Below are 24,682 nucleotides of genomic sequence, written 5' to 3'. Positions count from 1 at the left end.
TATTAACGTAATAATTGAAGTACGTTTTGTGGCTGTTGATTCGCTTGTGCAAGCATAGCTTGAGAAGCTTGAGAAAGAATGTTGTTCTTCGTGAACTCACTCATTTCTTTTGCCATGTCAACGTCACGAATACGAGACTCAGCAGCCGTTAAGTTTTCAGAAGAAGCACCAAGGTTGTTGATTGTGTGTTCTAGACGGTTTTGGACTGCACCAAGTTTAGCACGCTGTGCAGAAACTTGTTTAATAGCCCCATCAACGATTGCTAACTGATCATCAAATCCACCATCGTCATCAGCTGCAATTGTTTCAAATTTAGATACATCGATATCTTTAACAGACTTACCTGTCTCAACTGCACCATCGTTGTCTGTAACGCCTAAAGCAGCAGCGCTCATATCTTGAATGTTGACTTTAATTTGTTGTGTAGCATTTGCACCAATTTGGAATACTAAAGCATCACCAGGAGTTGCTGGGACTGCAGGTGTACCTGTACTTGGATCATCTGGATCTGTCGGCGGAGTTGCTGGTGTGCCAGGTGTACCTACTCCATTAAACGTACCATTTAATAATTTTTTTCCGTTAAACTCAGTACGATTAGAAATACCATCGACCTCTTCAACAAGCGCTGTGATCTCATCTTTAATTGCAGCTAAGTCTTCACCTTGCTGTGTACCAGTATTTCCAGCTTGAACGACTAGTTCACGAACACGTTGAAGGATGGAGTGAGTTTCAGTCAATGCACCTTCAGCTGTTTGGATAAGAGAGATACCATCTTGTGCGTTTTTAGATGCCATTTCTAATCCGCGGATTTGCCCACGCATTTTTTCAGAGATTGCTAGACCTGCTGCGTCATCTCCTGCACGGTTGATTTTAAGACCAGAAGAAAGTTTCTCCATGTTCTTTTGGCTCGCACCGTTGTTTGCAGACAAACGGTTTAATGTGTTAAGTGCTGCGATATTGTGGTTAATTCTCATTTCCTATTACCTCCGTGTAATTTTTTTAGAGAGCTTATCTGTAAAGTCCATTTGGATGAGAAGCTCTTCCTTAGAATTTTTTGATTTCTAAGGCATGTGTATAGTAGTAACGCAGAGCACCTTTTGGCTCTCTAACTTTACTACCGTATGTAACATCAGTTATGGCAATAATCATGAAACCTCCTTCTATTCATTCAAAATGATTAGTCTTGTCACTTTTACGAGACTAGATACCCGCCATAACAATGAGTATTATGTTACCTACTATAGACTGAACTTCCATATATTTTAGTTTGTGGAATTTGTTAAATTCACAAATTAGACACATTTAACAAGAAGAAATATCTCGTCCATGTTGTCACATTGGCTTATGTTAAGCTTGTGAAAAAACCAAATTGATGTATAATACAATTGATGTATGATGCATGAATTGTAGGAGGTTGACCTTTTGAAAAGAGAAGATGCCTTAAAACTAAGAACAGATATTAAGAAAATGATTATATTAACTGGGGTTTTCGAATCTCAAAATTTGCCGAATGGACCATTTGAAAAACCTCTACCAACTTCTCAAATGATGGCGTTAGAGGAACTAGAGATGGAAAAATTAACTGTTTGGCAACTATCCAATAAACTTAGATTAGAGACTTCAACTGTAAGTAGATTGGTAGATAAGTTAGTAAAAAAGGGACTTGTTTATCGTGAAGTAAATGAAAAAAATAGAAGAGAACTTTTTCTGCACCTCACAGAAAAAGGTCACATTACTGTTAATCGCTTAAGAGAACAATCCCTTACATTTTATCAACGCATCCTCAATAATTTATCAGAATCAGAACAAAAAATTGTTGTGGATGGTTTTGAATTATTTATTGATTCTATTTCTAAGTCTTTTGATTAGAGTGAGGTCATAACCTTTGGAGGATAAAATGAGTTTGGATTTTGAACGTCCTATTATTGAACTAAAAGAGAAATTTGATGAATTAAAGAAAATGATGAAAGAAAATAATGTAGATTTATCGTCAGAAATTCATTTATTAGAAAAACGTTTAAATAAAATGCAAGATGAAATTTATTCTAATCTTACAGCTTTTCAACGAGTTCAAATTGCAAGGCTACGTAACCGGCCCACGACATTGGATTATATACCTTTATTGTTTACAAATTTTTTCGAACTTCATGGTGATCGATTATATGGTGATGATCAAGCAATGATAGGTGGTATTGCAAAATTTAAAGGAATGCCCGTTACGGTTATAGGTCATCAAAGAGGTAGAAGTACAAAGGAAAATATAGAGAGAAATTTTGGAATGGCTCATCCAGAAGGTTATAGAAAAGCGCTAAGGCTTATGAAACAAGCTGATAAATTTAATCGCCCTATTATTACATTTATTGATACAATAGGCGCCTATCCAGGAAAAGGGTCTGAAGAACGTGGAATTTCTGAAGCGATAGCTCGAAATCTATTGGAAATGGCTACGCTTAAAGTGCCAATTGTTTGTATTGTAATTGGAGAGGCATCAAGTGGTGGAGCTCTTGGCATTAGCGTCGGTAACCATATCCATATGTTAGAGTATTCATGGTACTCGGTCATTTCGCCAGAAGGAGCAGCATCTATCCTATGGAAGGACGCTAAGTATGCTCCAGAAGCTGCTGAACATATGAAAATTTCAGCAAAAGATTTAAAACAGTTAGGAATGATTGATGAAATCATCCCTGAAATGAAAGGTGGAGCACAAAATGATATAAAATCACAGGCAAAAATGATTGAATCTGTGATCGAATCATCTCTAAAAAAATTGATACCATTATCCTCAAAAGAGCTTATACAACAGCGATATGAAAAGTATAGACAAATAGAAAATATGTAAAGTTTATATTACATTTAGGAGAATTTTTACAAAAAATTCTAAATAATTTGTAAGTAACCTCTTAAAGTAAATATGCTGATACTATTAAAAGGTGTGAAATCAGTATGAAAAAGGATTTTCTTCCATCAATACTTTTTCTGAATGTCCTCAAATCGTCTTCATAAAAAAACAGACCATGCATGGTCTGTTTTCATTTTTCCCATATGTTTTGAGATTCTCCATCTCTCAGTCGCCGAGCCATATCTAAAGCAAAATAAGTCAAGATGCCATCGCATTGGGCACGTTTAAACGACATTAATGATTCTTCAATTACAACATTTATGGATTTAATATGAAACTTGTTTATAAAAGTACATCATTGAAAATTATTTATAATGGTACTTAATGCTTTCTTTAGTACAACCTTATCATCATTTGACAAGTTTTGAAGCGCTGTCTTGTTCAGCTCAATTGTTGCTGCTTCAACTTGATCTCTAATGACTAAAGATTTTTGAGTAGCCTTTACTAAAATATTTCTTCGATTGTTTGGATCTATTGTGCGTTCAATTAAGTCAGCTTTTTGCATTTTATCTAAAATGCCAGAAACGGTTGAGGCTTCTAAAAAATAACCCTTGTTACGCAAGGGTTTCAACGATGATTACGATTGGGCTACCTCAGTTATAGTTTTTTGATTGTTTAGCTCGAAGCCTTATTCTGCTTAAATTATAAAATAATAAACCGGATAAAGATTCTACCCTTTCCCTGTATAAAGAATTGGTCAAATTAATCTGATAACGTATTTAATCAGTGTGTGCGATAGCCTTGACTTCAATCAATTGCTCTGGGAAAGCCAGATATGTCACACCAATGAGACTGCCAGCTGGTCTGTGTTGACCTAAGTATTCCTTGAATAGATCTATGACCGTTTCGGAGTGTTCTTGTGGATTTGTTAGAAAAATTTCCACATATGCAATGTTGGATTTCGTGGCTCCCAATTCCACCAATACCCGATCAAGGTTCTCAAATGTTTGTAGAGTCTGAACTTCAATATCCTCTTTACCAACGAACATACCATTTTTATCGTATGAAAACTGACCTGAAATGTAAATTGTTCCTTTAACGCTATATCCTTGGGTAATACCGTGATCCCATAGATTGTGATTGTAGGTTTTAATATTAGTCATTGTTTTCTCTCCTTTATTTCAAAGTAAAGTAAGTATAAAATGAATATAAATAAAAAAATAGTACGCACTATTTAGATAGCTACTATCAGAAAGGATAGTGTCAATATGAGTATGGCTGATTATAGAAAAACGGGTAATATCCAAGAGACACCTTTTGGATATACTTTATCAGTTATAGGAGGCAAATGGAAAATGCTAATTCTGTATCTCCTTTCGGAAAATCAACCCGTTCGTTTTAATGATATGAAAAGGAGACTTGGAACGATTACCTTTAAAACATTGAGTGCACAACTTAAAGATTTGGAAGCAGATGGGATGATTATACGAAAGGAATATCCACAAGTCCCCCCTAAAGTGGAATACAGTCTTACAGATAAGGCAGAAACACTTTTACCAATTTTAGAACAGTTATGTGATTGGGGAGAGAAAAATCGAAGTAATTAAATTCTTTTTGTATACATAATTCAAAGTATTGACTATGAAGATACAAAAGAAAAGCAGCTTTTGATAAAGCAATGGAGCGTATAGGGAACTTCTAATCTTAATGAAAAAGATAGTAATGATTAGGCCCCATCCGTCCCCATAAAAACAGACCCTGCAGGGTCTGTTTTTATTTTGCCTATACGTTTTGAAGTTGTGTTTTGATCAATTGAAACAGCAATGAAAATAGCAGATAATATTCAAATAAAAAAAGCCCCGAAAAGGGCTTTTTTATTAATAGACTCCATGCTTAACCAAAGTAGCCGTTTTCTGCGGTTTGAAAATCATTTAAGGAATTTATATGTACAGTGGTTGTAATCCCCATTAATAATGTAAGGCTTAATATCATAACTTTCAAGTGCTTCATTCAGCTTCCTCCTCCATCCATGTCAATTTTTTGGCCTGTGATTCCAAACCTTCATCAAAGTATTTTGATGCCAGTTTGTAATTATCCTGCTTTTTATAAAATCTTGCTGCCATAATTGACAATTCTGCGGCATCTGTCCAAAGTTTTTGATTTTTCAGTACATCAAGAGCTGCGTCGAGCTGAATTTCATCATCTGTTACATATATTAAATGTATGATATTTAACTTAGCAATATACGCATTGTCAGCTAATTCATTCGCTAACATGAGTGACTCGTTGTGTGCATCCAGCCCTTCAGCTTTTTTATCTAACTGGAAGAGTACACGCGCTAACATGTAATTTGTTCTCATATACAGTGGTTTGTGTGGCTTTTTTAATTCAACCGAAAAGACATTTTGTAAACATTCTAAAGCTTGCTGAAGCTTTCCTTGACGCTCATAACATATCCCAAGATTGAAATACCCTAGCGCTTGTGGCAAATCAACTTTAGATTCTGCTGCTAAATTAATAGCATCCTTATAGGTGGATTCAGCTTGTACAAATTGGTTTAAATCCATCTTATTTGATGCGATTACCATTAGAGTAGTAGCAACTCGACTCTCTTGTAAATCTGCTGATTTAAAGCTTTCTAAAGCTTTTTTGGCGTGGTTAATGGAGAAATGATTTTGTGCGATTTCGTAGTATGCAATTGAAAGCTGATAATTAAATTCAGCACGTTCTAAATCGTCAGGAATGTTTCGAAGTCGGGTCTCTGCAATATGATAATAGTTGATAGCGTCTGAAAAGCGCTTTTTATAAAACTCATACATGCCATTGAAGAAGAAACAATAATACTGAATCATGTCATCCGTTTTCTGCTTCTCTTCAATGTCTATTTGCTTCAATATATCTTTTGATCCCTCAAACTCCTGTGCCAACATTTTGTATCTGGAATCAATCAAGTTAAAGTATAATAAGACATTTTGATCTTCTTCCATATTTTCAAAGGCTATTACGATCTCTTTTCTCTTATTTTCAGCCTTTAGAATGTCCTGTTTCTTTATATATCCGTACCAATCACCGATCATTTTAGCAACAAATGGGCTTGCTGCTTTTTCTCCCAAACAAACCTCCCCCTGTCCATTCCTTTATTTTCCCTATAATTACATATATTATCATCCGTTTGAATATTCCACACCGAAAAGAAACCGCAAAAAAGAACAAAAAAAGAGAGACGAATTCACCTCTCTGGTATGCCTTTTATTATTTGATGATACTCCAAATAAATCTTCCACTAGTATGGCCTGTTTTTTGTGCCCAAGCTTACTAAAGGAAACTTGTTTTCATAGCAATATGTTCTCCGAGATTTACTTTAAGTGGATCTTTATTTTTTTCTAAAAATTTAGCAATTTGATTTAGATTTCCATTAATTTTATCGTTGATTGGCATATTGGGATTCAATAAGAGAACGTTGTTAATCGTAGAAGCTACTTCATAAAGATCATCTTCATCTCTTGTTTTTTCAATGTGATATTGCATCTTTTTAAAAAACCATTCAATTTCGTTCAAATCAACCATTGGGTAATATTGAATTTTTTGCAAATTACCTTCATCAAGGACGTCCAATTCAAATATGGCTTCAAGTTCTTCTTTACTTAAATGAACTTCAGAAAGTTCATATTCACCCTCTGCTGCTTCCTCATCGGCAGTGTACTCAGCTGTATAAAGCCCCTCAATGAATTCATCAAAGGAATCTGCTAATTTAAAGTCTTCTTCCATCTCAACATCAAAATAATGAATTGCAGGATTCTCTTTCGTTTTTTGATAATCCATCGCTACCCAAGTATGGCCATCCCCGTTAATCAAAACAAGCCCTTCTGGCAGCTCCCACTCTTTTATTAAGTAGGCACTATCCATAATCCCCTCATCTTCTGCAATTCCCAAAAGATGATTAAATTGAATATGATCCTCAGCCCATGAATTAGAGTGAGTGGTTGGAAAAGCATTATGAATTATATAACCGCCATTCTGTTCCAGTATGAGCTTTTTATATGTATCTGGCAAAGTGACTCCTAGTTTCTTTTCAGCCTTAGCTACTTCTTCTGCGGTGATCTTTTTTAACGTATAGTAACCTTCATCGTCTATTTCCCAAAAAGATTTCAAAGTTTATTTCCTCCTAGTGTCATTTAACAAAACCATTTCATGAACTTATATTCTATTAAATTGTTTTTGGTGGTGATTGTATGTCTTATCTTGAGAGAAAGATTTATTGAATTATTTATAATATGAGTCGCTTTCGTAAGAATCCAACAATTGATGACATGAAAAGAAAAACAGGTAAAGATGAGACGACTGTTAGGCAAGCAGTCAAAAACCTTCTGCCAACTGAGAAACAATCTGGCGGATAAAGTTCGTCCCCAATTCGTCCCCATTCAAAAGAAACTGAACAAATATTCATTGTTAAAAAAACAAAAAAACCCTTGCTACGCAAGGGTTTAAACGATGATTCCGACTGGGCTCGAACCAGCGATCTCTACCCTGTCAAGGTAGATATATAGAATCCTGTGATTATCAGCGATATCCTCTATTCACTCATAAACCTTGATACACAAGCTTTCTTTATCCTTCTGTATCCTCTTGTGTTCCTTCGTATTTTTTAAAAACTAAAAATTTTGTTACTTTTTTGTTACCTTTTTATGCGCCTGTTTTAAACCTATGCCTGCCTATAAATTTAAGCTTTATCACCATTAATATATTTCACTAACATAGCTGCTGCGTACATAAAGAATGCAGCGATTAAACCATTTACCATACTCCCAAAAATGACAATCAACATCTGTCCTGCATAATCTGCCCATGTCTTATCTGGAAATACAGCAATGTTCCATATACTCACCAGCATATAGAATCCAGTCACAATGATAAACGTCCAAACAACTAACTTTGATTTGAGCATTTACTGACAATCCCCCAACATCCATTTTCTTCTATGATAACATGGGTTCTTTTCAAATCCTCAATTAATTCATCGTAATCCATATTCTTAGCTCCATCTAACTGAGGTTCTAATCCCTTCTTATCTTGTTATCCTTTCAAAACGTATATGAGCAATACACTGAATTGGTTTCTTCGTATGTTGAAAAATGTTCTTGTTCCAAATAACCTTCAAATCCCAAAGCAGCTTTAACTATATTTTTACTCTTAAACAACATATCTCTTTGAATATCATCATCCCTCATGCCTGAAATATCGTCCATAAACATTGCGTGTAATTTAAATCTATTTTTCTCATATTCAAATCTAAGAACCTTCACTTGTATCCCCTATTTTCTTTTCCATAATTATACACAAAATTTGAGCGAACTGAAAAGAATACCGTAGCTTAAAACGGCAGTATTCCAAATGTGGAATTTCCCACTATAGGTTTAATCGACAGTTAATTCATAGACTCCCTAAGTTCAATTTAGGCAACTTAATACCCTTATTGAAAATGAGTGTATTCTTCAACATATCGCCAAAATTTACGATGAGTAAACTGGATATAGATAAAACTGAACAGGGGACAAGCTAAACAATTTCAATATCGTTCTTTTTCTCACCTCTTGCAAGGATAAGCAAGTCTTTAAAATAATTAACCGTCGCTTTGCTGAAACTGTCCATTATTACTGCCCAGGAAAACATTAGACAAATAATTACAGGAACTATGTATATCATTGCAATAGTTGTAGCAATATCTAAATTGGTTGCATTAGGGGCGAATTCTATGTTCCTGAGAATGGTACCAATTGCGGCAGCGATAATTGTTGACATTGCTCCAATAAAGAAGAAGAATCTTTTTTGGTCATTAACATGATTAATCCTATCCATTCTAGCAATAGCATGTGATATATCTTCCGTATCTAATGATTTTAGAATCATCATCTTCTTTTCAAATTCGGTATAATCTTGCCCATCTCTAGGGAAATTCTCTGTTAAGTAAACAATGAGTCCACGTGAACTCAACTCCACCAAATTATGCTTTAAATTTTGCTTAGTAAACTTCTGTTTTCTCAATTCCTTAATTTCTCTATTTTCCTTCAGTGTGCTTCTCATTTATAGTCACCTCATGGATAATATCGGAAACTGCGCTTGCGATTGAAGTTGTTTGAGGCTTTTTTAAAAGTCAACAAGACTTTTTCTCTAGCTAGCATATAATCATATTGTTGAATAGAATGTTATCATTAGTCAAAAATGGGAAATACTTTAATGAAAACTACACGATTCGACAAATTATGAACAAATTAAATGTTAATATTAGGATGTCTATTAGCGGTTCAATAGATACATAAATTTGAGAGGGAGTGTCATTTATGAATTTGAAAAAAATCATTGGAAGTGTTTTAGTTACAGGGGCTTTGTTTGTATCTGCTGTCCCAGCACATGCATCAGATCCAGTAAAACCAGGAGATTTAACACCTATCCGAAACAAACACAAAGGCTATGAGTATAACTGGCTTGGTTATAATAGTCAGGGAATAGCACAAGTTCGTGTTTGGTTTAGAGATGATGATGGAGACTCATATTATAGAACATTCGATTGTATTGATGTTATCAATGGAACATGTTACGTCTACAAATGAGTTTAAACCTACCCCAGATCGGGGTGGGTTTTTGTTTAATCATACCTGTTTTTGTAAAGTTTTTCATCAGCACTTTCTTGCATTGTCTTCCTTGCTTCCGCTATTAATGAGATAGATTTAATCTTTCTTTCATCTAACATATTTTGCTTTACACCCCTTCCACTTTACACAGTTTTATAGTTAATTTATAATACTTCTATTAATTGGAACAGGATGATGAATATGGCACCTAAAATATTTAAAATACATGATTTTTTTATAGAATTCGAACTCAAGCAAATACTGCAATACTACAATGAAATGGAAAAATACAATCAAAATTCCCTTCAGTCCTATGAAGAATACCTCGATGAAGCTACACAAGGAATGGATAAAGAAGAAGCACAGTATTACGTGGAGAGAAATGATGATAAGCTTTATGATTATGTAATTAGACATCCTCAAATGATACGTAGAACAGTATTTCTGGAGATATACTTTTCATTTGAAAACTATCTTAATTCTAAATGTAATGATCTACAAAAAGAGAAAAACCTCAATCTGAGTTATGAGGATATTCATGGCCAAGGAATTAATAGAGCAAAAACTTTTTTAACAAAAGCTTGTTTAATCACTGAGCCATTCAACACTGGTTTATGGCGAGATATTGTAGACTACGGAAAAGTAAAAAATGCTATTGCACATAATCAGTCTATAGTTAAAAAGAAAAAATACTCAAGTATAAAACAGCTTCCTGGATTAAGTGTAGAACACGAGATAGATGAATATACATTTTCCTTTATACTAGAGGAAAACTTCGTTCCAAAATGCATAGATACTATTACTGAGTTTGTAAAGACCCTTAGATGATTTTCTGTTTAGAAAAGCTGTCCTCAATTCTTTTTAAATTTACTTAACTTTGCGGTAACAGCTTTTTTCTCTTTTAATTCCTTCATCCATTCCTGTGGATCTACAAACGAGAATGTATCTCTGCATACATCGACATCTTTAATCACCGACAAAACTTCTTCAATCTCATCTTTATATTCCTCAACAATGTGATCAACTGTTTCTTTTACTTCTTCACTTGGTTCATAAAACGGGGTCTGATCTATGATTGGCCAATAGAAGAAACAGGCGTTACCAAGATACGGTTTCATGATCTAAGACACACTTGTGCAACTATCTTATTATTGAATGGCGCACCTGTTAAAGCAGTGAGTGAAAGACCGGGACATAAAAGTAACACTTCAAACATATGCTCATGTACTACCTTCAACAAGCCAACAGATTGCTGATCAAATGGATGGAATTTTAAATTGACCACACTTTATTTCAGTGTGGTTTTTATTTTGGTAATGTTACCTTTTTGTTTTAAGAAATACAAAAGCCATTCTCGATTATCTCAAGAATGGCTCTGTATCAAAGTCTTTTCATATGATTCCGACTGGGCTCGAACCAGCGACCTCTACCCTGTCAAGGTAGCGCTCTCCCAGCTGAGCTACGGAATCGGGTTATGTATCAGTTCTGGGCTTTCTGTTACTGACAGTCTCTATTATATAACCATCATATTAAGCCGTCAATGGTTTTGTTCAAAAAAGGTCAAAAAGCCGGCGGCTGTGCCGGCTTTTTTCTCTCCTTCTTTATGATTGGTTCACAAGGACGGGCTTTAGTTGATCAAGTGCTTGTTTGAAGTCGCGTTTGAGGTCTTCTCCGTTTTCAACTCCGACACTTAGACGAAGCAGCCCATCTGTAATCCCTCTTTTTTCTCTTTCTTCTTTTGGCATAGCCGCATGTGACATTTTGGCTGGATACGACAGAATGGATTCAACGGCACCGAGGCTGACAGCGAATACAGGTAATGTGACAGCATCCACCAATTCTTTGACTGCCGCTTGGTTTTCTAGTTCAAATGAGAGAACCGCTCCTGCTCCGCTCGCTTGCTTTCGCTGAACATCTGCCCCTGGATGATCGTCTAAGCCCGGGTAGTAGACTTTTTTCACCGCAGGATGTTCTTTGAGAAATGAAGCGAGTTCGAACGCCGTTTGGCTTGCTTTTTCTAATCTCACCTGAAGGGTTTTTAACCCTCTTAACACAAGCCAGCAGTCCTGCACGCCAAGGACCGCACCGAAGGAGTTTTGCAGCGAATAGAGTTCGTCTCCGAGCTTCTCATCTTTCACCACGGCTAAGCCTGACAGCACATCACTGTGGCCGCTTAAAAATTTCGTTGCGCTGTGCAGAACAACGTCAACACCAAGGTCGAGCGGACGCTGAAGCGCAGGTGTTAAAAACGTATTATCTAAGAAAGTCAGACAGTCATGCTCTTTCGCAAGCTGGACAACACCTTCAATATCTGTAATCCCTAGTGTTGGATTTGACGGTGTTTCCATGTAAATGACCTTTGTATTTGATTGAATGCCTCTTTTGACTTCATTCAAATCGGTCATGTCCACGAAGGTATGCTCAATTCCAAATCTTGAAAGAACTTGGGTGATCATTCGGAAAGTCCCGCCGTACACATCTCTTGTGACAAGGACGTGATCTCCCTTTGATAATAGAAGAAAAGCGGTTGAAATGGCTGCCATGCCTGATGCAAAGGCAAGCCCTCTCGTTCCTCCTTCCAGCGCTGCAATCGTATCCTCTAATGCTTGACGTGTCGGAGTTCCCGATCTGGAGTAGTCATATTGGCCAAATTCATCGAAGCTGCTTTGATGAAAGGTGGATGCATGCTGAATCGGTACACTGACTGCACCTGTTGAACGGTCTGTTTTAAACGCATTATGAACGAGTTTTGTTTCGAGTGTCCAATCGTGTGTGGTCATTTGGCGTGTACCTCCTCTTTTACTTGTGATAGCGCCTGTTTCAAGTCTGCTTTCAAGTCATCTACATGCTCGATGCCAACAGAGAAACGGAGCAGCTTGTTACATACACCGTTTGCAATGCGAATCTCTTCTGGAATATCCATGTGCGTTTGTGTTGCAGGATACGTAATGAAGCTTTCGACTCCGCCAAGGCTTTCAGCAAAACAAATCGTTTTCAGCTGCTTCAAAAATGGATTGACCCAGTCCTCTTTGGCTACTCGGAATGACAGCATGCCTCCCTTTCCTGGATAAAGGACATCTTGAATTTCCGGCTGCTTCTCTAAAAACTGTGCCAGTTCCTTCGCATTTTCCTCGTGCTGGCGCATTCTAAGTGCCAGTGTTTTCATTCCTCTCATTAAAAGCCATGAGTCAAATGGTGATAGAACCGCTCCAATTGCGTTTTGATGCTGGAACATGTCTTCAGACAGCTGCTCTCCTTTTGTCACCACAAGCCCGGCAAGAACGTCATTATGTCCGCCTAAATATTTGGTTGCGCTATGAATGACAATGTCCGCTCCAAGCGTAATCGGCTTTTGCAAGACTGGTGTGTAAAAGGTGTTATCGACAATCACCAAAGCGCCATGCTCTTTTGCAATCTTCGCTATTTTTTGAATATCTGCTTCCTGCATCAGTGGATTTGTCGGTGTTTCAATAAAGACCGCTTTTGTGTTTGGTGTGATTTTAGAGCGTAAACAGTCTTCATCTGAAAAATCATCATAAAGAAAACGTAATCCGTACTTTTTCCATTCGTTTTCAAACAAACGGTATGTACCGCCATATAGGTCTGATGAGACGATGAGTTCATCTCCGCTTTCAAATAGAGCCATGATCGTTTGGATTGCCGCCATTCCCGAACTGAAGGCAAAACCGGCCGTCCCTTCTTCGAGTGAAGCAATTGCATCCTCTACGAGCTGTCTTGTTGGGTTTTTCGTTCGAATGTAATCAAATCCTGTAGATTCCCCTATACCTCTATGTCTATATGCTGTCGAAAGATAAACGGGAGGACTGACAGTGCCAGTCACCTCTTCGCTACGGTTTCCAATCTGCACTAATTTCGTTTCCACATGTTCTGTCATTTGACACCATCCTAAGTAAAAATCTGATTTCAAAACAGAAAACCCCTTCTTCATAAGAAGAAGGGGTTTAATCGCTTCCTCTTATCTTCCAAGCAAAAAAGCTGCTTGCTGGATTTAGCACCTTGGTACATCACATGAAGTGATGCATACCGGTTGCTGAGGTTTCAAAGGGCCAGTCCCTCCACCTCTCACGATAAGAATGTGTTGTCTGTCTGTTCTAATTCTTAATACTGTAACCCATTAAATCTCATTTTTCAAGGGGAAATGTCATGATTAATTAAAATTTTCTGTATTTTATAAAAGAATCGATGTTATACGATTTGATTGCATGTTAGCATATAGGAACATCACAGTTTTTCATGTTACAATGAATGGAAACGTTTCACTTTATGATGAATTTGGTTAGCTGGAGGAATGGATTATGGTGAAGAAAACAGGAATCATTCAAGAAGAAACCATACAGTCAAAAGAACTTGGGGCGGATATGACCATTTTGATCTATTTGCCAGTCAATTACTCCCCCCTTTATACATATCATGTCATCATTGCCCAGGATGGTCATGATTATTTCCGCCTAGGCAAAATAGGCAGACAGGCAGAAGAATTGATGCAAAACAAAGAAATGGAACGCTCGATTATCATTGGTGTACCTTATGAAAATGTCACGGAAAGACGAAACACGTATCATCCAGACGGTACAAAGTTTGAAGCGTATAAGCGCTTTTTAGCAAATGAACTGGTCCCTTATATTGATGAACACTATCCAACCTATCAAATTGGATCAGGGCGTACGTTTATTGGTGATTCACTGGGTGCGACGATTTCCCTCATGACAGCCATTGATTACCCTTCTTTATTCGGCGGGCTGATTTTGCAGTCCCCTTACGTTGACGAGTCGGTTCTAGAAGCCGTCAAACAGTCGACAGCCCTTTCTCATTATGCCATTATCCATCAAATTGGGCTTGAGGAAACGGCTGTGAAAACAACAGATGGCCAGGTGCTTGATTTTGTTCAGCCGAACGAAGATTTAAAGGCCCTTCTTGAAAAATCTGGTGCAGATTACTTATTTGAAACATTCGAAGGGGATCATAAATGGACGTTTTGGCAGCCGCTCATTGCGCCTTCGTTAAAAAGAATGCTCCCATATTCGTTAATCAACTGAATTTTGTTATAATAAACAATAATAAATACTTTCTTATTCAGGAGGGAACATGATGAAATACGGAGTTGTTATATTTCCATCAAAAAAATTGCAAGATATTGCGAACTCTTACCGGAAGCGTTATGATCCGAACTATGCACTCATACCGCCTCATTTAACATTAAGAACACCTTTTGAATTAACGGATCTAGAAGCGGCTGAGGTCGTCTCAACGTTAAGAGATTATGCAAAAAATGCTTCTCCTATTACGTTACGTATTAAAAAATTCAGTTCATTCGCTCCTGTAAACAACGTCATTTATATGAAAGTAGAACCGAACGAGGACATCATGGCGCTCAATGAAAGATTGTACGCAGAACCACTTGCTGGTACACCTGAATATGCCTTCGTTCCGCATGTGACAGTGGCTCAAAAACTATCAGATGATGAGCATTCAGACGTACTTGGCACATTAAAGCTGAGAAAGATTGACCATGAAGAAACAGTGGATCGCTTCCACCTTTTATATCAATTAGAGAACGGATCTTGGACCGTCTATGAAACATTTATTTTAGGAGAAGAGGGTTAAAGACATTTGAAAACAGTCATCGCAACAGAACAAACACAACGAGAAGATGCATACTACGTTCGAAAAGAAGTATTCGTAAAAGAACAAGAAGTTCCAGTAGAGATCGAAATAGATGAACTAGAGGACAAAGCCACCCATTTTGTCATTTACAATGATGACAAAAAACCTCAGGCGGCCGCTAGACTGCGGATCATTGAGGAATCAAAGGCAAAGCTTGAACGCATTTGTGTGTTAAAAGAGGCGCGCTCCTTCGGCCTTGGCCACAAACTATTAGAGGCGCTAGAAACAGAAGCGATTGCTAATGGAGCAAAAGAAGCGGTTATGCATGCCCAAGTCCAAGCTCTTCCTTTCTACGAAAAGAAAGGCTACAAAGCGGTTTCTGAACCGTTCGAAGAAGCGGGAATCACACATGTCAAAATGACAAAAACGCTGTCTGTTTGACCAAAAGAAAAGCCAGAGCATTCAAGAGGGACTGACCCCATAAGATGAGACAAATAAAAAACACCTTCAAGTTTGAAAACGGATCGTTGTAATCCGAAATAAAACATGGAGGTGTTTTTTCTATGGGGACAAGAGTGAGTTATCCGGTTGAAGTCAAGCAGAAGGCTGTAGACATGAGATTGGCAGGCGTATCTATGAAAGAGATCATGCAGGAATTGAATATCAAAAATAAAACGCAGGTTCAGACATGGGTGAGGTGGCATAAGGCTGGGGATACACACCGGTTCGAACAGCCTGTTGGAAAACAATATACCTATGGAAAGGGTCCCGAGTACTCTTCCGAATTAGAGAGACTGCAGGCAGAAAATCGCTATCTGAGTCAACAGAATGAAGTTTTAAAAAAGTACAACGAATTGGAAAGGAAGTTGATAAGGAAACGTCAATCAAACTAGTAGAAGAATTGTGCAAAATGATGACAGTACAGGACATTTGTGTCCATTTAAGCATCTCTCGCGCTTCGTACTATAGATGGAAAAAAGATCTGACTCAGAATCATTCTAAAAAACAACTAGAGAAGCAAATCGGCACGTTGTGCCGAGAGCACAAGTATCGATATGGATACCGAAAAATCACAGCCTTACTAAAAGTGAGAATGCGTATTAACCATAAAACTGTTCAACGTATCATGCAGAAAAACCAGTGGCAGTGCCGGGTTAAAATGAAAAAGCGTAAGAAGAATGGGCAGCCCTATGCCGTGGCCGGTAATATACTGGATCGGAACTTTCAGTCTGATCGTCCTCTTGAAAAACTAGTAACGGACATCACGTATTTGCCTTATGGACAGAAACAATTGTACCTTTCCAGTATATTGGATTTATATAATGGAGAAGTGATTGCGTTTACGATTGGTGATAAGCAGGACACAGACTTTATTTTAAACACACTTGATCAGCTCCCAGCACTGCCTGAAAACTGTGTGTTACATAGCGACCAAGGTTCTGTGTATACATCTTACGAGTATCAGAAAGCTGTTCATATAAAAGGCATTACCATGAGCATGTCCCGTAAAGGGACGCCCGCTGATAATGCCTCCATCGAATCGTTTCATTCCTCGCTAAAGTCTGAAACGTTCTATCTTAACAGCATTGATCGAACTACGACCACCATCGTAGAACGCACTGTCAAAGAATACATTTATTATTATAACAACATTCGTATTCAAACAAAACTAAACAACCAATCACCGATCAACTATCGGCAATTGGCTGTATAAAGGTGTTTTGATCCCTGTCTCAAAAACGGGGGTCAGTCCCAGATGCCCTGGCTTTTTCTTTTTCATTATCGTTCGTCACAGGAGGAAAGCGCAATCATTTATATATACGTATTAATATGAATGCCCTTGCCTTCCTCCATAAACATATCTCGTACAAAGCGTTCCCGCTTTTTTTGCTGTACTTTCATTTCCGCTTCTGTCACTAAGTCCTCTTTTTTCTCCAGCTCTCTGTATATCTTGTCATGAAAGGTGCGAGAAACCTTTGTTACTTTCGCATAGTCTTCTTTATCCTGAGGAGCTGGACGATTGATATATTGAAAATACAGATCCGGCTGAATCGGGGCTATATATCCCATCAAGAACGCCTCCTTTGCTTCTCTTCTATTCTACTATTCCCTAATTATGACTGTTTGAAACACGCCTCATTTGATATGATTAGATGTGTTTCATTTTAAGATTGATTGACTATTGGAGGACTAGCTTTGAAATGCGCACGACGACATGATCGAACGATCTCATTACATACGTATTCGAGAGAACACTATCAATTCCTCCATGACGAGGGAAAAAAAGGACAATTATTCTGCCCATATTGCGGACAACCGGTCTTTTTTAGATTAAATATACATGATGAACCTGCCTTTATTCATAAGCACATGTCTCAGCAAGAGATTTGTGAAAAAGCTGAAGAACAAGCAGATCATCATCAAACGGCTGAACAAGAGGAAAAGGCTTCCTATAAAGAACTTGGAGGCTTCCGTTTTCCAACCGGCAAACAGATCATCTCGCAAACGAGCGAATCATATGATTGGCAGGAACCAAGGTCGATTCAATTTAGCGACGCCTTACATTTAGAAGAGAATGAAGAAGTTCATACGATCGACCTCTTTCCGCATATCACCTTTAGCACACCGCAGCTTCAAGCTGTCACACATCAAGATGGTCCGATGCTTGTACTGGCTGGTGCCGGCAGCGGGAAAACAAGAGTCTTGACGGCTAGAGCGGCTTATCTCATGTCCCATCATCATATTCCTGCTCACCATATTTTACTCGTAACTTTCACCACAAAAGCGAGCAATGAGATGAAAGAAAGACTGCGCAAGCAATACCAGCTTCATCCTTCACAAGCCAGCCAAGTAGTGACAGGCACCTTCCACAGTCTTTTTTATAAAATGCTGCTTCACAATGACGCAAACAAATGGAACGGCCAGCATCTGATCAAGTTTGACTGGCAAAAGGAGCAATACATTCGAAAAGCTATGATGAATGAAGGACTTGATGAGAAAGACTACCCTACCGATCAAGTACTGCAATCGATCGGCTATTGGAAAAATGCTTTTTTACCAGGTGAACTTCCTGATTTGAAGGATGAAAAGGAAAAACACATGTGGACGATCTATCAATCATATGAACAGCAAAAACGAGATCATCAGCAATTTGACTTTGATGATATGGCGATTGCCTGCTTACATATGCTCACAGAACAGCCAGAACTGCTAAAACGGTATCAAGAACGATTCCAGTATATTTTAGTGGATGAATTTCAGGATATTAATCCAGTGCAATATCAATTAATTCAGCTTTTAGCCGGAGAATCAGAGCAGTTATTTTGTGTAGGGGATGATGATCAAGCCATTTACGCCTTTAGAGGGAGCAATCCAGCTTTCATTCTTGAATTCAAACAGGACTATCCTTCGGCTCAGATCGTCCATTTACATGCGAATTACCGCTCTCATCATACAATTGTCGCAAGTGCTGATGCGATTATTAAGAAAAATCAGCATCGTTATGAGAAGACGTTAAAAGCCGTGCGCGCGGAGAAAATTCCTCCGACGCTCTTCTATCCATATGATGAAGAAGAGGAAGCGACCATGATTGTCGCAGATATTCAGGAGAAAATTAAAAATGGTGCAAAGCCGAATGACTTCTGCGTGCTGTTTCGAACAAATACAGGCGGCCGTGCGATTTATGAACGGCTGCATCAATCGGCGATTCCATATGAGACGGATGCTGGCGTCAAAGCCTTCTACAGCAGACGAATGGTTCGGGTTCTTCTCGCCTTTCTTTCCTTAAGTCAGGATGCAGACGATGTGGCCGCCATAAAACAGCTGCTGCCGGTTTTCTTTTTAAAGCAGCAAACCCTGAATACACTAAAGGCACTGACCATCACAGAAGATTGCTCAATGGTAGAAGCGCTCGGAAAACTGACAGATATACAGCCGTTTCAACAGAAAAAGCTGCAATCAATCGTTCCTTTGTTCCGAACATTACGAACATTAAAGCCATCAGACGCGGTGACATTTATTGAACAAAAGATGGGACTCGGTGATTACTTAAAAAAACGGGTGAACGATACGAATGTACTTGAAAAAGGGGCGGATGATGTACGTGATGTGAAAACAGCCGCCAAACGCTTTGAAACGATTGAAGCCTTTCTCGCACATGCCGAACATATGAAGTCTGCCGAAAAGGAAAAAACAGATGAACCCGGTGTTCAGCTCATGACGATCCACCGCGCAAAGGGACTTGAATTCCAGACAGTATACATCACTTGTGTGGTCGACGGAGCACTGCCTCATGATTTCTCACTGGATGAACTCAGAAACGGTCATGAAGAAGCGCTCGAAGAAGAGCGCCGTTTATTATACGTGGCCATGACAAGAGCTGAACAATCTCTTTATCTGTCTGTTCCTTCATTTAGACGAGGAAAAACGGCTCATCGTTCTCGTTTTTTGTATCCTCTTCTAAAGAAAAACCGTGAATTATTTACGCAAAAACAACAGGCCCCCCTTTAAACGGAGAGCCTGTTGTTTATTTTTTGTTGTTCATCATTTTAGAGATTGTATTGAAATCAAGCTTTTCTTTTCCACTTGTAATCGATTGAACGATTTTGTCTTCCATTTCTTTAGGTACACGTTTGTTCGCAAGCTGTGCTACTTTTTTAATGACACCTCGAACGGTATTCTCATCTTTAAAGTTGGCATTTTGCAAAGAACCTGCAAGTTTAAACACATCATTCATATTCACACCGGTTTTGTTTTCTACGCTTTTAAAGAATTTATTATCCATTCATTTGCCTCCTCTTTGTGGAGTAATCACCTTACTATATGAAAATAGGCGAGATATGTGCCTATCCTAAAGCCTTGTTTGACCAAAGAGAAAGGAAAGCAAAAGGCTTCCCCCTTGCTTCCCTCACCTTCTTACTTTTTAGTAGTTAAAGAAAGAAGCACCAACGATGATTAAAAGGATGAAAAGCACTACGACAAGAACAAATGTTGATCCATATCCGCCGCCGTAGCCACCACCGTAGCCGCCGCAACAACCGCCACCGTAACCGTAACTCATATTTAAGCACCTCCTCTTCTCCCTTACAAAGTATGAAAAATGCAAGAAATGGTTTGGACGATCACATAAAAAAGTGCGGAATTTTTATTTCTGCTGTTTAAAGACGTAATCTGCCTCTGTATGACGCATCATGAATGCTTCTGTTTCTTTCGCAAAAGCCTCCATCTTCACGCCAAATGCTTTTAAGTGCTCCTCAAGATCATTCGCTTTATCCGTTAGATCCATTTCAGCCTTCTCGTGCGCTTGTTCTTTCCCATCATGCGGTTTAGTGAACAAAGAACCGATTAATTGTTCGAATGCATCCATTCTGGTCACCCCTTCTCTCTTACATATGCATCACTCAAAAAAAGGGCAACAAAAAAACCGGATAAATCCGGCTTTTGTTTTTCTCTTCTATTATTGAGGTTTCTTTTTGTTTCCACAGCCGCAGCCATTTTTCTTGATTTTCTTCGTATATACTGATTGTTGATTTGACTGCGCTGGATAACCTTGAAGCATATGTGACGGCGTTTCAGTTGGTTTCATCGCAACCCTTCCTTTCCTATTCCATGATAGTATATGCATTTATTGAAAGCGTGTCTGATCAGAATGCCTGTTTATTTCACAAGCTTCGAGACAACCGCTTCAATGATGCCTGCTGCTGCGGCAATCGCTAATAGTAAATTAAGCCACATGCTGATGACAGGAAAAAGTATGTATATCAGAAGTAAGGCAGCAGTGCACCATATGCCAGTACACCAATAACAGCTTAACAGTTCTCCAATCCAAGACCGCAGTCCTTCCCCTTTAATGATGATATATGTTTCGACCTCACCTTGTTCGTTTACCTCTTCCTGTTCTTCATGAAATAGACGGCGGAATGGCGCAGTAATGGTATCAAACACAATCAGTCTCGTCAGTCTAAAGGATGCGAGGGCAAACACGACAAATGACAAAGCACCGCTCAGAAGCCTCCACCTCCTTCTTTCTTCTTTTTCCGTCCTTTCTTTATATATGCAAGAAAAAAGACCGACATGATGAATCGAGCGGAAATAAAATTGGGTTGTACTTTTTCACACTTTCCGATTCCACCTTGCGTCCTTGTTGCATTAAATAATGTATAGATAAGAAAGGAGTGAAAGTATTGTCTATTGAAGAAAGTGCTGAAAAATTGTATACACAACTGTTAAACGAATTAATCAGCAATTATGATGATTTCATTGAGATCAAAGATTCCGAAAATGTCACAATTCATAAAACAGATGTAACAGCCGCACTCTCCCTTCAAGCGACCGTAACGACAATCATTACTCTTTTAATCCAAATTCTTGTACCAGACGATGAATTGGCTGCTGACATCACAGACCAGCTTTTATCCACACAACAAGTGGAAGTCCAAAAGAAAACTGTGATTCAAATCATCAACTGCTATAACATTACGATAACATTATCAGATGCATCCATTATGAACTCCGTCCAAATTCTCACTCAAACATTGAATGTGCTCTTAGTTGAAGCCGGCATTCTTTGACCCTTTCTTTTTCTAATGACGTATGAAAGAGGTGAAATCATCGTGGCTGAAGAGAACGAAAAAAAGGAGTTTCAAATCAATACGGATATTGATCCATTAACAAGTCTTCTTGTCAGTGATGTGTTAAACAAAAACAATATCACTGATGATCAGAAAGCAAAAATTTCAGACGATCAAAGAAGAATGATTTTGAAATTAGTCGAGGACTTACAAAAGAAAGCAAATGATTTCGTAGAACAGCAGCAGGAGAAAAAAAGGCAGGCTGAGGCAGCAAAACAGCCGGAAGAAGTAGTGCCTGAACCAAAAGTACGTCCAAATCGAAACTCACTTCGAAATCGTATTCAGCAGCGTCGTAATGCGCAGCGTAATAACGATTAAATAAAAATGGGTTGCCTGCTAGGGTAAATGCCCGAGACAAAACCACGCATTCCAGCATTTAATAAAGTAAACGGAAGGAGGAATAGAAATGGATTCTAAACCATATTCTTGGGTCGCTCTAGATCGTAACTGTACACACCACGGACACCACAGACACCACGAACACCACGACGATTGCAACTATGAAAGAAAAGCACTTTGTGACGATTATTATGATGATGAAGATATCTTACAAGACTTGGATCAAGTAAGCTTCACAAAGCAGACATCTGAGGAAGTCATTATCGTCAGAGACTCTTGTGACATTAACGTATCTTCTGTCGATGCACAGGTTGCAGCATCTATCCAAGTAGCGATTCAAACAGCGATCATCACCATTACAAATATCTCAATCGCAGACGGTGATTTGGCAGACCGCGTCACGCAGGATCTCTTACAAGCTGCTACTCACAAACAAACAAACCGCCAAAAACTTGTCATCGAAAATTCAAGAAACGTTACAGTCTCTACAATCGATGCGGACATCTCTATCGCAATCCAAACACTTACACAAACTCTTGTTGCGACAATCGTTGCAATCGGCATCCTCTAATGTCCAAAAGCAGAGCGAAAAGCTCTGCTTTTCCTTTTATAAAAATACAACAAATATAAATGGTCATTTACCCACACCAACTAGAGGGCGCATACATATGTTGTTAAGGACTAAAGTCAAATACCTTGTTAAAGGAGCTGAAATCCATGAGCTGCGGAAAACACCATGGCCGACATGATGAAAACTGTGTATGCGATGCGGTTGATAAGATTTTAGCAGAGCAGGAAGCTGTAGAAGATAAATGTCCTACGAGCTGCTACAGTAATTTATTAAGCCCAACAGTTTCTGGAAAAGATACGATTCCGTTTTTACTTTTTGATAAAAAGGGCGGGTTGTTCTCTACTTTCGGAAACATTGGAGGATTCGTTGACGATTGCCAATGCTTCGAATCTATTTTCTTCCGGGTTGAAAAATTACACGACTGCTGTGCTACGTTATCTGTATTAAGACCAGTTGATGTACACGGACATACGCTGAGCGTGTGTCACCCTTGTGACCCTGACTTCTTTGGTCTAGAAAAAACGGACTTTTGTATTGAGGTTGATTTAAACTGCTTCTGCGCAATCCAATGCTTAAACCCAGAGCTTGTCGACAGAGTCATGCCATCGAAAGATAAAAAGCATCATCACCACGGCTAAATCAACAGGCCGCTGATCTAACTTGTCATGAGTCAAAGCATCCCCTTCCTCACGAATGACAGCCAATCATGCGGAGCAGTCAGCATAAGAAGCGGCCGCTTCCGCATTGGTTAAAAGTAGATGCACGAGCCGGCAAAGATAGCTTGTAGATGATGACAGTGCTCAAACACTCAAACAAATTTCCTAGTATAGGAGGGTTGAATATGAGCCGCAACCATTCATGGAGCTGTGTAACAGAGGCTGTTGAAAACATTAGCGACTTGCAAAATGCTGTCAAAGAAGAGTGCCCGACCAGCTGTTACAGCAATCTCCTTTCTCCATCACATTCATTAGGTGACACTGTCCCGTTTGTTCTCTTTACATCCAAATCAAAACCATTCGTCGCATTCGGAAACGTCGGAGAAGTAGATCCAGGTCCTTGCTTCAGCACTGCATTTTTCAGAGTCGAACACATCTGTGATCACTGCGCAACACTCAGCTTGCTTATCGCATTTGACAAAGACCGTCATATTTTAGATTTTACAGATAAAGATTCTTTATGTGATGTGTTCCGATTAGAAAAATCGAAGTATTGCGTTGAAGTAGACCTTGACTGCTTCTGTGCAATCGAGTGCCTAAACCCACGACTCATCAATCGTAACTGCTAACAAAAAAAGTCCCTATAAGGGACTTTTTTTATTAGTTAAAAACCTAGCGGATGGATGGAAGTAATCTCAGCAATCGCTAATTCGACTGGATTTCCCCCGCCTGCTGTACGAATAATCACAGTATCATCTTTTCGATCCATGATGATTCCTCTATATGTTTTACCATCAGCTTCAATCAGACAAAGAGCTCTTGGCATATTATGAGGCAGTCTTGTGAGAAAATCGACTTTTTCATCAATACTCATCTGACTTAAAGGCTTTTTCACTCGTTTTCTTCTTGGTTCTTCTTTTGTTTCATGAAAAACACCTTCTGGCTGGTTTCCCTCTTCTTCTTGAGGCTCTCGCTTTTGTATGAGCTCTGGTTCTTGTGTGATTTCTTGTTCCTGTGTAAGTTCGGCTTCTTGTGTATCCTCTTGTTCCTGTGTAGCCTCTGCTTCTTGTGTGATCTCTTGTTCTTCTGTAAACTCAGCTTCGTGTGTCATATCTCGTTCTTGTTGAAGTTTAGGCGGCTCGGCTTCTTTTTTATGCTCTATTTCTTGAGCGGCAGGTTCCTCCTGCGTGCTTTCTTTGATCACATCTTTTACATTGGTCTCACTTTCTGGCTGTTTTTCTGATTTCTTTCGCTTTCTCACAATATTTTGCATGGCCGGCTTTGATTCTTGATAGCTCGGCTGAACAATATACATCAGCGGCTTTTGATTCTCATCACCTTTATTTGACATACTAATCCCTCCCGAATGATTCATTCCTTATATATATGAACGG

General features: G+C 38.6%; 35 protein-coding genes, 1 tRNA gene and 1 riboswitch. Of the genes, 17 read left to right on the top strand and 19 right to left on the bottom strand.

Going from position 1 to position 24,682, the window contains the following annotated elements:
• Nucleotides 1-2: 2 nt before the first annotated feature.
• Nucleotides 3-974, bottom strand: coding sequence for a flagellin Hag (gene hag, locus NSS76_RS06045; RefSeq protein WP_024424988.1), 972 nt, complete (start codon nucleotides 972-974; stop codon nucleotides 3-5).
• 448 nt (nucleotides 975-1,422) lie between these two features.
• Here hag and NSS76_RS06040 point away from each other — a divergent pair, with 448 nt between their 5' ends.
• A complete protein-coding gene (locus NSS76_RS06040; RefSeq protein WP_024424990.1) occupies nucleotides 1,423-1,869 on the top strand; it encodes a MarR family winged helix-turn-helix transcriptional regulator in 447 nt (148 codons plus the stop codon).
• 28 nt (nucleotides 1,870-1,897) lie between these two features.
• Nucleotides 1,898-2,839 (top strand): acetyl-CoA carboxylase carboxyltransferase subunit alpha, encoded by a 942-nt coding sequence (locus tag NSS76_RS06035; protein ID WP_341081291.1) that lies wholly within the window; start codon nucleotides 1,898-1,900, stop codon nucleotides 2,837-2,839.
• A 355-nt stretch (nucleotides 2,840-3,194) separates the two neighbouring features.
• Here the strand turns inward: NSS76_RS06035 and NSS76_RS06030 are convergent, their stop codons facing one another.
• A complete protein-coding gene (locus NSS76_RS06030; RefSeq protein ID WP_080780844.1) occupies nucleotides 3,195-3,470 on the bottom strand; it encodes a MarR family winged helix-turn-helix transcriptional regulator in 276 nt (91 codons plus the stop codon).
• Between the two features lie 148 nt (nucleotides 3,471-3,618).
• On the bottom strand, nucleotides 3,619-4,002 hold the full coding sequence (locus NSS76_RS06025; RefSeq protein WP_044334827.1) for a RidA family protein: 384 nt from the start codon (nucleotides 4,000-4,002) through the stop codon (nucleotides 3,619-3,621).
• Between the two features lie 105 nt (nucleotides 4,003-4,107).
• On the opposite strand from NSS76_RS06025, the gene NSS76_RS06020 reads away from it, so the two are divergent.
• Nucleotides 4,108-4,446 carry a winged helix-turn-helix transcriptional regulator gene (locus NSS76_RS06020; RefSeq protein ID WP_024424994.1) on the top strand — a complete coding sequence of 113 codons (339 nt, stop codon included), beginning with the start codon at nucleotides 4,108-4,110 and terminating at the stop codon, nucleotides 4,444-4,446.
• Between the two features lie 399 nt (nucleotides 4,447-4,845).
• Here the strand turns inward: NSS76_RS06020 and NSS76_RS06015 are convergent, their stop codons facing one another.
• Complete coding sequence (locus NSS76_RS06015) at nucleotides 4,846-5,952, bottom strand: Rap family tetratricopeptide repeat protein (protein WP_341081282.1); 1,107 nt, start codon at nucleotides 5,950-5,952, stop codon at nucleotides 4,846-4,848.
• Between the two features lie 202 nt (nucleotides 5,953-6,154).
• Nucleotides 6,155-6,991 carry an SMI1/KNR4 family protein gene (locus tag NSS76_RS06010; RefSeq protein WP_122631198.1) on the bottom strand — a complete coding sequence of 279 codons (837 nt, stop codon included), beginning with the start codon at nucleotides 6,989-6,991 and terminating at the stop codon, nucleotides 6,155-6,157.
• 122 nt (nucleotides 6,992-7,113) lie between these two features.
• Between NSS76_RS06010 and NSS76_RS06005 the strand changes: the two genes are divergently transcribed.
• Entirely contained in the window at nucleotides 7,114-7,236 is a 123-nt protein-coding gene (locus NSS76_RS06005) for a hypothetical protein (RefSeq protein WP_259279658.1), read from the top strand.
• Nucleotides 7,237-7,559: 323 nt separating this feature from the next.
• Here NSS76_RS06005 and NSS76_RS06000 read toward each other — a convergent pair whose 3' ends face one another.
• The 3 genes from NSS76_RS06000 to NSS76_RS05990 form a co-directional block, all read right to left on the bottom strand.
• Entirely contained in the window at nucleotides 7,560-7,784 is a 225-nt protein-coding gene (locus tag NSS76_RS06000) for a hypothetical protein (protein ID WP_024424997.1), read from the bottom strand.
• A gap of 136 nt (nucleotides 7,785-7,920) precedes the next feature.
• Entirely contained in the window at nucleotides 7,921-8,142 is a 222-nt protein-coding gene (locus NSS76_RS05995) for a hypothetical protein (protein WP_024424998.1), read from the bottom strand.
• Nucleotides 8,143-8,395: 253 nt separating this feature from the next.
• Nucleotides 8,396-8,920 carry a hypothetical protein gene (locus NSS76_RS05990; RefSeq protein ID WP_024424999.1) on the bottom strand — a complete coding sequence of 175 codons (525 nt, stop codon included), beginning with the start codon at nucleotides 8,918-8,920 and terminating at the stop codon, nucleotides 8,396-8,398.
• 257 nt (nucleotides 8,921-9,177) lie between these two features.
• Here NSS76_RS05990 and NSS76_RS05985 point away from each other — a divergent pair, with 257 nt between their 5' ends.
• Together NSS76_RS05985 and NSS76_RS05980 are read left to right on the top strand one after the other, a co-directional pair.
• Nucleotides 9,178-9,447 carry a hypothetical protein gene (locus tag NSS76_RS05985; protein ID WP_024425000.1) on the top strand — a complete coding sequence of 90 codons (270 nt, stop codon included), beginning with the start codon at nucleotides 9,178-9,180 and terminating at the stop codon, nucleotides 9,445-9,447.
• A 222-nt stretch (nucleotides 9,448-9,669) separates the two neighbouring features.
• The gene (locus NSS76_RS05980; protein ID WP_024425001.1) at nucleotides 9,670-10,296 is read left to right on the top strand and encodes a hypothetical protein; all 627 of its coding nucleotides are present in this window, start codon (nucleotides 9,670-9,672) and stop codon (nucleotides 10,294-10,296) included.
• A gap of 23 nt (nucleotides 10,297-10,319) precedes the next feature.
• On the opposite strand, the gene NSS76_RS05975 is transcribed toward NSS76_RS05980, so the two are convergent.
• On the bottom strand, nucleotides 10,320-10,586 hold the full coding sequence (locus NSS76_RS05975) for a hypothetical protein (RefSeq protein ID WP_024425002.1): 267 nt from the start codon (nucleotides 10,584-10,586) through the stop codon (nucleotides 10,320-10,322).
• On the opposite strand from NSS76_RS05975, the gene NSS76_RS19625 reads away from it, so the two are divergent.
• Nucleotides 10,485-10,724 carry a tyrosine-type recombinase/integrase gene (locus NSS76_RS19625; protein ID WP_073204766.1) on the top strand — a complete coding sequence of 80 codons (240 nt, stop codon included), beginning with the start codon at nucleotides 10,485-10,487 and terminating at the stop codon, nucleotides 10,722-10,724. The two genes, NSS76_RS05975 and NSS76_RS19625, sit on opposite strands and share 102 nt — an antisense overlap.
• Before the next feature lie 140 nt (nucleotides 10,725-10,864).
• Here NSS76_RS19625 and NSS76_RS05970 read toward each other — a convergent pair.
• From NSS76_RS05970 to NSS76_RS05960, 3 genes are all read right to left on the bottom strand, one after another.
• Nucleotides 10,865-10,937 (bottom strand) — tRNA-Val (locus tag NSS76_RS05970).
• A gap of 132 nt (nucleotides 10,938-11,069) precedes the next feature.
• Nucleotides 11,070-12,248, bottom strand: a complete 1,179-nt coding sequence (gene metC / locus NSS76_RS05965; RefSeq protein WP_185854248.1) for a cystathionine beta-lyase — start codon at nucleotides 12,246-12,248, stop codon at nucleotides 11,070-11,072.
• Nucleotides 12,245-13,363 (bottom strand): methionine biosynthesis PLP-dependent protein, encoded by a 1,119-nt coding sequence (locus tag NSS76_RS05960; protein WP_151862970.1) that lies wholly within the window; start codon nucleotides 13,361-13,363, stop codon nucleotides 12,245-12,247. Before NSS76_RS05960 ends, metC begins: the two co-directional genes overlap by 4 nt.
• Before the next feature lie 78 nt (nucleotides 13,364-13,441).
• Nucleotides 13,442-13,563, bottom strand: a riboswitch (SAM riboswitch).
• Between the two features lie 221 nt (nucleotides 13,564-13,784).
• Between NSS76_RS05960 and NSS76_RS05955 the strand changes: the two genes are divergently transcribed.
• From NSS76_RS05955 to NSS76_RS05940, 4 genes are all read left to right on the top strand, one after another.
• Nucleotides 13,785-14,525 (top strand): alpha/beta hydrolase, encoded by a 741-nt coding sequence (locus NSS76_RS05955; RefSeq protein WP_172881641.1) that lies wholly within the window; start codon nucleotides 13,785-13,787, stop codon nucleotides 14,523-14,525.
• A 52-nt stretch (nucleotides 14,526-14,577) separates the two neighbouring features.
• Nucleotides 14,578-15,093 (top strand): YjcG family protein, encoded by a 516-nt coding sequence (locus tag NSS76_RS05950; protein ID WP_039177859.1) that lies wholly within the window; start codon nucleotides 14,578-14,580, stop codon nucleotides 15,091-15,093.
• Between the two features lie 6 nt (nucleotides 15,094-15,099).
• Nucleotides 15,100-15,534 carry a GNAT family N-acetyltransferase gene (locus NSS76_RS05945; protein WP_103132082.1) on the top strand — a complete coding sequence of 145 codons (435 nt, stop codon included), beginning with the start codon at nucleotides 15,100-15,102 and terminating at the stop codon, nucleotides 15,532-15,534.
• A gap of 122 nt (nucleotides 15,535-15,656) precedes the next feature.
• Nucleotides 15,657-16,807, top strand: a protein-coding gene (locus NSS76_RS05940; protein ID WP_206534229.1) for an IS3 family transposase whose coding sequence is annotated in 2 segments (ribosomal slippage) — nucleotides 15,657-15,930 and nucleotides 15,930-16,807 — 1,152 coding nt in all. Because the reading frame shifts where the segments join, the coding sequence is not laid out codon by codon here.
• Nucleotides 16,808-16,905: 98 nt separating this feature from the next.
• Here the strand turns inward: NSS76_RS05940 and NSS76_RS05935 are convergent.
• Nucleotides 16,906-17,163, bottom strand: a complete 258-nt coding sequence (locus NSS76_RS05935) for a hypothetical protein (protein WP_103132083.1) — start codon at nucleotides 17,161-17,163, stop codon at nucleotides 16,906-16,908.
• A gap of 126 nt (nucleotides 17,164-17,289) precedes the next feature.
• Between NSS76_RS05935 and NSS76_RS05930 the strand changes: the two genes are divergently transcribed.
• Nucleotides 17,290-19,602, top strand: a complete 2,313-nt coding sequence (locus NSS76_RS05930; protein WP_341081268.1) for an ATP-dependent helicase — start codon at nucleotides 17,290-17,292, stop codon at nucleotides 19,600-19,602.
• Nucleotides 19,603-19,618: 16 nt separating this feature from the next.
• On the opposite strand, the gene NSS76_RS05925 is transcribed toward NSS76_RS05930, so the two are convergent.
• From NSS76_RS05925 to NSS76_RS05905, 5 genes are all read right to left on the bottom strand, one after another.
• The gene (locus tag NSS76_RS05925) at nucleotides 19,619-19,876 is read right to left on the bottom strand and encodes a stage VI sporulation protein F (protein WP_034282022.1); all 258 of its coding nucleotides are present in this window, start codon (nucleotides 19,874-19,876) and stop codon (nucleotides 19,619-19,621) included.
• A gap of 138 nt (nucleotides 19,877-20,014) precedes the next feature.
• Nucleotides 20,015-20,152 carry a YjcZ family sporulation protein gene (locus tag NSS76_RS05920; protein WP_024425009.1) on the bottom strand — a complete coding sequence of 46 codons (138 nt, stop codon included), beginning with the start codon at nucleotides 20,150-20,152 and terminating at the stop codon, nucleotides 20,015-20,017.
• A gap of 84 nt (nucleotides 20,153-20,236) precedes the next feature.
• On the bottom strand, nucleotides 20,237-20,458 hold the full coding sequence (locus NSS76_RS05915; RefSeq protein WP_024425010.1) for a hypothetical protein: 222 nt from the start codon (nucleotides 20,456-20,458) through the stop codon (nucleotides 20,237-20,239).
• A gap of 90 nt (nucleotides 20,459-20,548) precedes the next feature.
• Nucleotides 20,549-20,677 carry a hypothetical protein gene (locus NSS76_RS05910; RefSeq protein ID WP_259279657.1) on the bottom strand — a complete coding sequence of 43 codons (129 nt, stop codon included), beginning with the start codon at nucleotides 20,675-20,677 and terminating at the stop codon, nucleotides 20,549-20,551.
• A 71-nt stretch (nucleotides 20,678-20,748) separates the two neighbouring features.
• Entirely contained in the window at nucleotides 20,749-21,099 is a 351-nt protein-coding gene (locus NSS76_RS05905) for a DUF1360 domain-containing protein (RefSeq protein WP_024425011.1), read from the bottom strand.
• A gap of 167 nt (nucleotides 21,100-21,266) precedes the next feature.
• Here NSS76_RS05905 and NSS76_RS05900 point away from each other — a divergent pair, with 167 nt between their 5' ends.
• From NSS76_RS05900 to NSS76_RS05880, 5 genes are all read left to right on the top strand, one after another.
• A complete protein-coding gene (locus NSS76_RS05900) occupies nucleotides 21,267-21,662 on the top strand; it encodes a spore coat protein (protein WP_341081263.1) in 396 nt (131 codons plus the stop codon).
• A gap of 42 nt (nucleotides 21,663-21,704) precedes the next feature.
• Nucleotides 21,705-22,040: a hypothetical protein gene (locus tag NSS76_RS05895; protein WP_024425013.1), complete on the top strand. Its 336-nt coding sequence runs from the start codon at nucleotides 21,705-21,707 to the stop codon at nucleotides 22,038-22,040.
• 88 nt (nucleotides 22,041-22,128) lie between these two features.
• Nucleotides 22,129-22,632 carry a spore coat protein gene (locus NSS76_RS05890; RefSeq protein WP_024425014.1) on the top strand — a complete coding sequence of 168 codons (504 nt, stop codon included), beginning with the start codon at nucleotides 22,129-22,131 and terminating at the stop codon, nucleotides 22,630-22,632.
• A 146-nt stretch (nucleotides 22,633-22,778) separates the two neighbouring features.
• A complete protein-coding gene (locus NSS76_RS05885) occupies nucleotides 22,779-23,270 on the top strand; it encodes a CotY/CotZ family spore coat protein (RefSeq protein ID WP_003211658.1) in 492 nt (163 codons plus the stop codon).
• Nucleotides 23,271-23,473: 203 nt separating this feature from the next.
• Nucleotides 23,474-23,917 carry a CotY/CotZ family spore coat protein gene (locus NSS76_RS05880; protein ID WP_044334783.1) on the top strand — a complete coding sequence of 148 codons (444 nt, stop codon included), beginning with the start codon at nucleotides 23,474-23,476 and terminating at the stop codon, nucleotides 23,915-23,917.
• Nucleotides 23,918-23,952: 35 nt separating this feature from the next.
• Here the strand turns inward: NSS76_RS05880 and NSS76_RS05875 are convergent, their stop codons facing one another.
• Entirely contained in the window at nucleotides 23,953-24,639 is a 687-nt protein-coding gene (locus tag NSS76_RS05875) for a CotO family spore coat protein (RefSeq protein ID WP_133743987.1), read from the bottom strand.
• Nucleotides 24,640-24,682 lie beyond the last annotated feature (43 nt).

It is taken from the genome of Bacillus sp. FSL R5-0654 (assembly GCF_038008745.1).
Lineage (GTDB): Bacteria > Bacillota > Bacilli > Bacillales > Bacillaceae > Bacillus > Bacillus safensis.
Note: the sequence above shows the minus strand (reverse complement) of the source record. Positions and strands in the feature narration are given on the sequence as shown.

Excerpts from the sequence above, each read along its gene's own strand:
- NSS76_RS06005 (WP_259279658.1), top strand. The coding sequence starts at position 7,114 with ATGAGTCGCTTTCGTAAGAATCCAACAATTGATGACATGAAAAGAAAA.
- NSS76_RS05880 (WP_044334783.1), top strand. The coding sequence starts at position 23,474 with ATGAGCCGCAACCATTCATGGAGCTGTGTAACAGAGGCTGTTGAAAAC.
- NSS76_RS05925 (WP_034282022.1), bottom strand. The coding sequence starts at position 19,876 with ATGGATAATAAATTCTTTAAAAGCGTAGAAAACAAAACCGGTGTGAAT.
- NSS76_RS06035 (WP_341081291.1), top strand. The coding sequence starts at position 1,898 with ATGAGTTTGGATTTTGAACGTCCTATTATTGAACTAAAAGAGAAATTT.
- NSS76_RS05935 (WP_103132083.1), bottom strand. The coding sequence starts at position 17,163 with ATGGGATATATAGCCCCGATTCAGCCGGATCTGTATTTTCAATATATC.
- NSS76_RS05960 (WP_151862970.1), bottom strand. The coding sequence starts at position 13,363 with ATGACAGAACATGTGGAAACGAAATTAGTGCAGATTGGAAACCGTAGC.
- NSS76_RS05920 (WP_024425009.1), bottom strand. The coding sequence starts at position 20,152 with ATGAGTTACGGTTACGGTGGCGGTTGTTGCGGCGGCTACGGTGGTGGC.
- NSS76_RS05955 (WP_172881641.1), top strand. The coding sequence starts at position 13,785 with ATGGTGAAGAAAACAGGAATCATTCAAGAAGAAACCATACAGTCAAAA.
- NSS76_RS06000 (WP_024424997.1), bottom strand. The coding sequence starts at position 7,784 with ATGCTCAAATCAAAGTTAGTTGTTTGGACGTTTATCATTGTGACTGGA.
- NSS76_RS05890 (WP_024425014.1), top strand. The coding sequence starts at position 22,129 with ATGGATTCTAAACCATATTCTTGGGTCGCTCTAGATCGTAACTGTACA.
- NSS76_RS05990 (WP_024424999.1), bottom strand. The coding sequence starts at position 8,920 with ATGAGAAGCACACTGAAGGAAAATAGAGAAATTAAGGAATTGAGAAAA.
- NSS76_RS05915 (WP_024425010.1), bottom strand. The coding sequence starts at position 20,458 with ATGGATGCATTCGAACAATTAATCGGTTCTTTGTTCACTAAACCGCAT.
- NSS76_RS06020 (WP_024424994.1), top strand. The coding sequence starts at position 4,108 with ATGAGTATGGCTGATTATAGAAAAACGGGTAATATCCAAGAGACACCT.
- hag (WP_024424988.1), bottom strand. The coding sequence starts at position 974 with ATGAGAATTAACCACAATATCGCAGCACTTAACACATTAAACCGTTTG.
- NSS76_RS05875 (WP_133743987.1), bottom strand. The coding sequence starts at position 24,639 with ATGTCAAATAAAGGTGATGAGAATCAAAAGCCGCTGATGTATATTGTT.
- NSS76_RS06025 (WP_044334827.1), bottom strand. The coding sequence starts at position 4,002 with ATGACTAATATTAAAACCTACAATCACAATCTATGGGATCACGGTATT.
- NSS76_RS05985 (WP_024425000.1), top strand. The coding sequence starts at position 9,178 with ATGAATTTGAAAAAAATCATTGGAAGTGTTTTAGTTACAGGGGCTTTG.
- NSS76_RS05980 (WP_024425001.1), top strand. The coding sequence starts at position 9,670 with ATGGCACCTAAAATATTTAAAATACATGATTTTTTTATAGAATTCGAA.
- NSS76_RS05975 (WP_024425002.1), bottom strand. The coding sequence starts at position 10,586 with ATGAAACCGTATCTTGGTAACGCCTGTTTCTTCTATTGGCCAATCATA.
- NSS76_RS05910 (WP_259279657.1), bottom strand. The coding sequence starts at position 20,677 with ATGAAACCAACTGAAACGCCGTCACATATGCTTCAAGGTTATCCAGCG.
- NSS76_RS05885 (WP_003211658.1), top strand. The coding sequence starts at position 22,779 with ATGAGCTGCGGAAAACACCATGGCCGACATGATGAAAACTGTGTATGC.
- NSS76_RS05950 (WP_039177859.1), top strand. The coding sequence starts at position 14,578 with ATGAAATACGGAGTTGTTATATTTCCATCAAAAAAATTGCAAGATATT.
- metC (WP_185854248.1), bottom strand. The coding sequence starts at position 12,248 with ATGACCACACACGATTGGACACTCGAAACAAAACTCGTTCATAATGCG.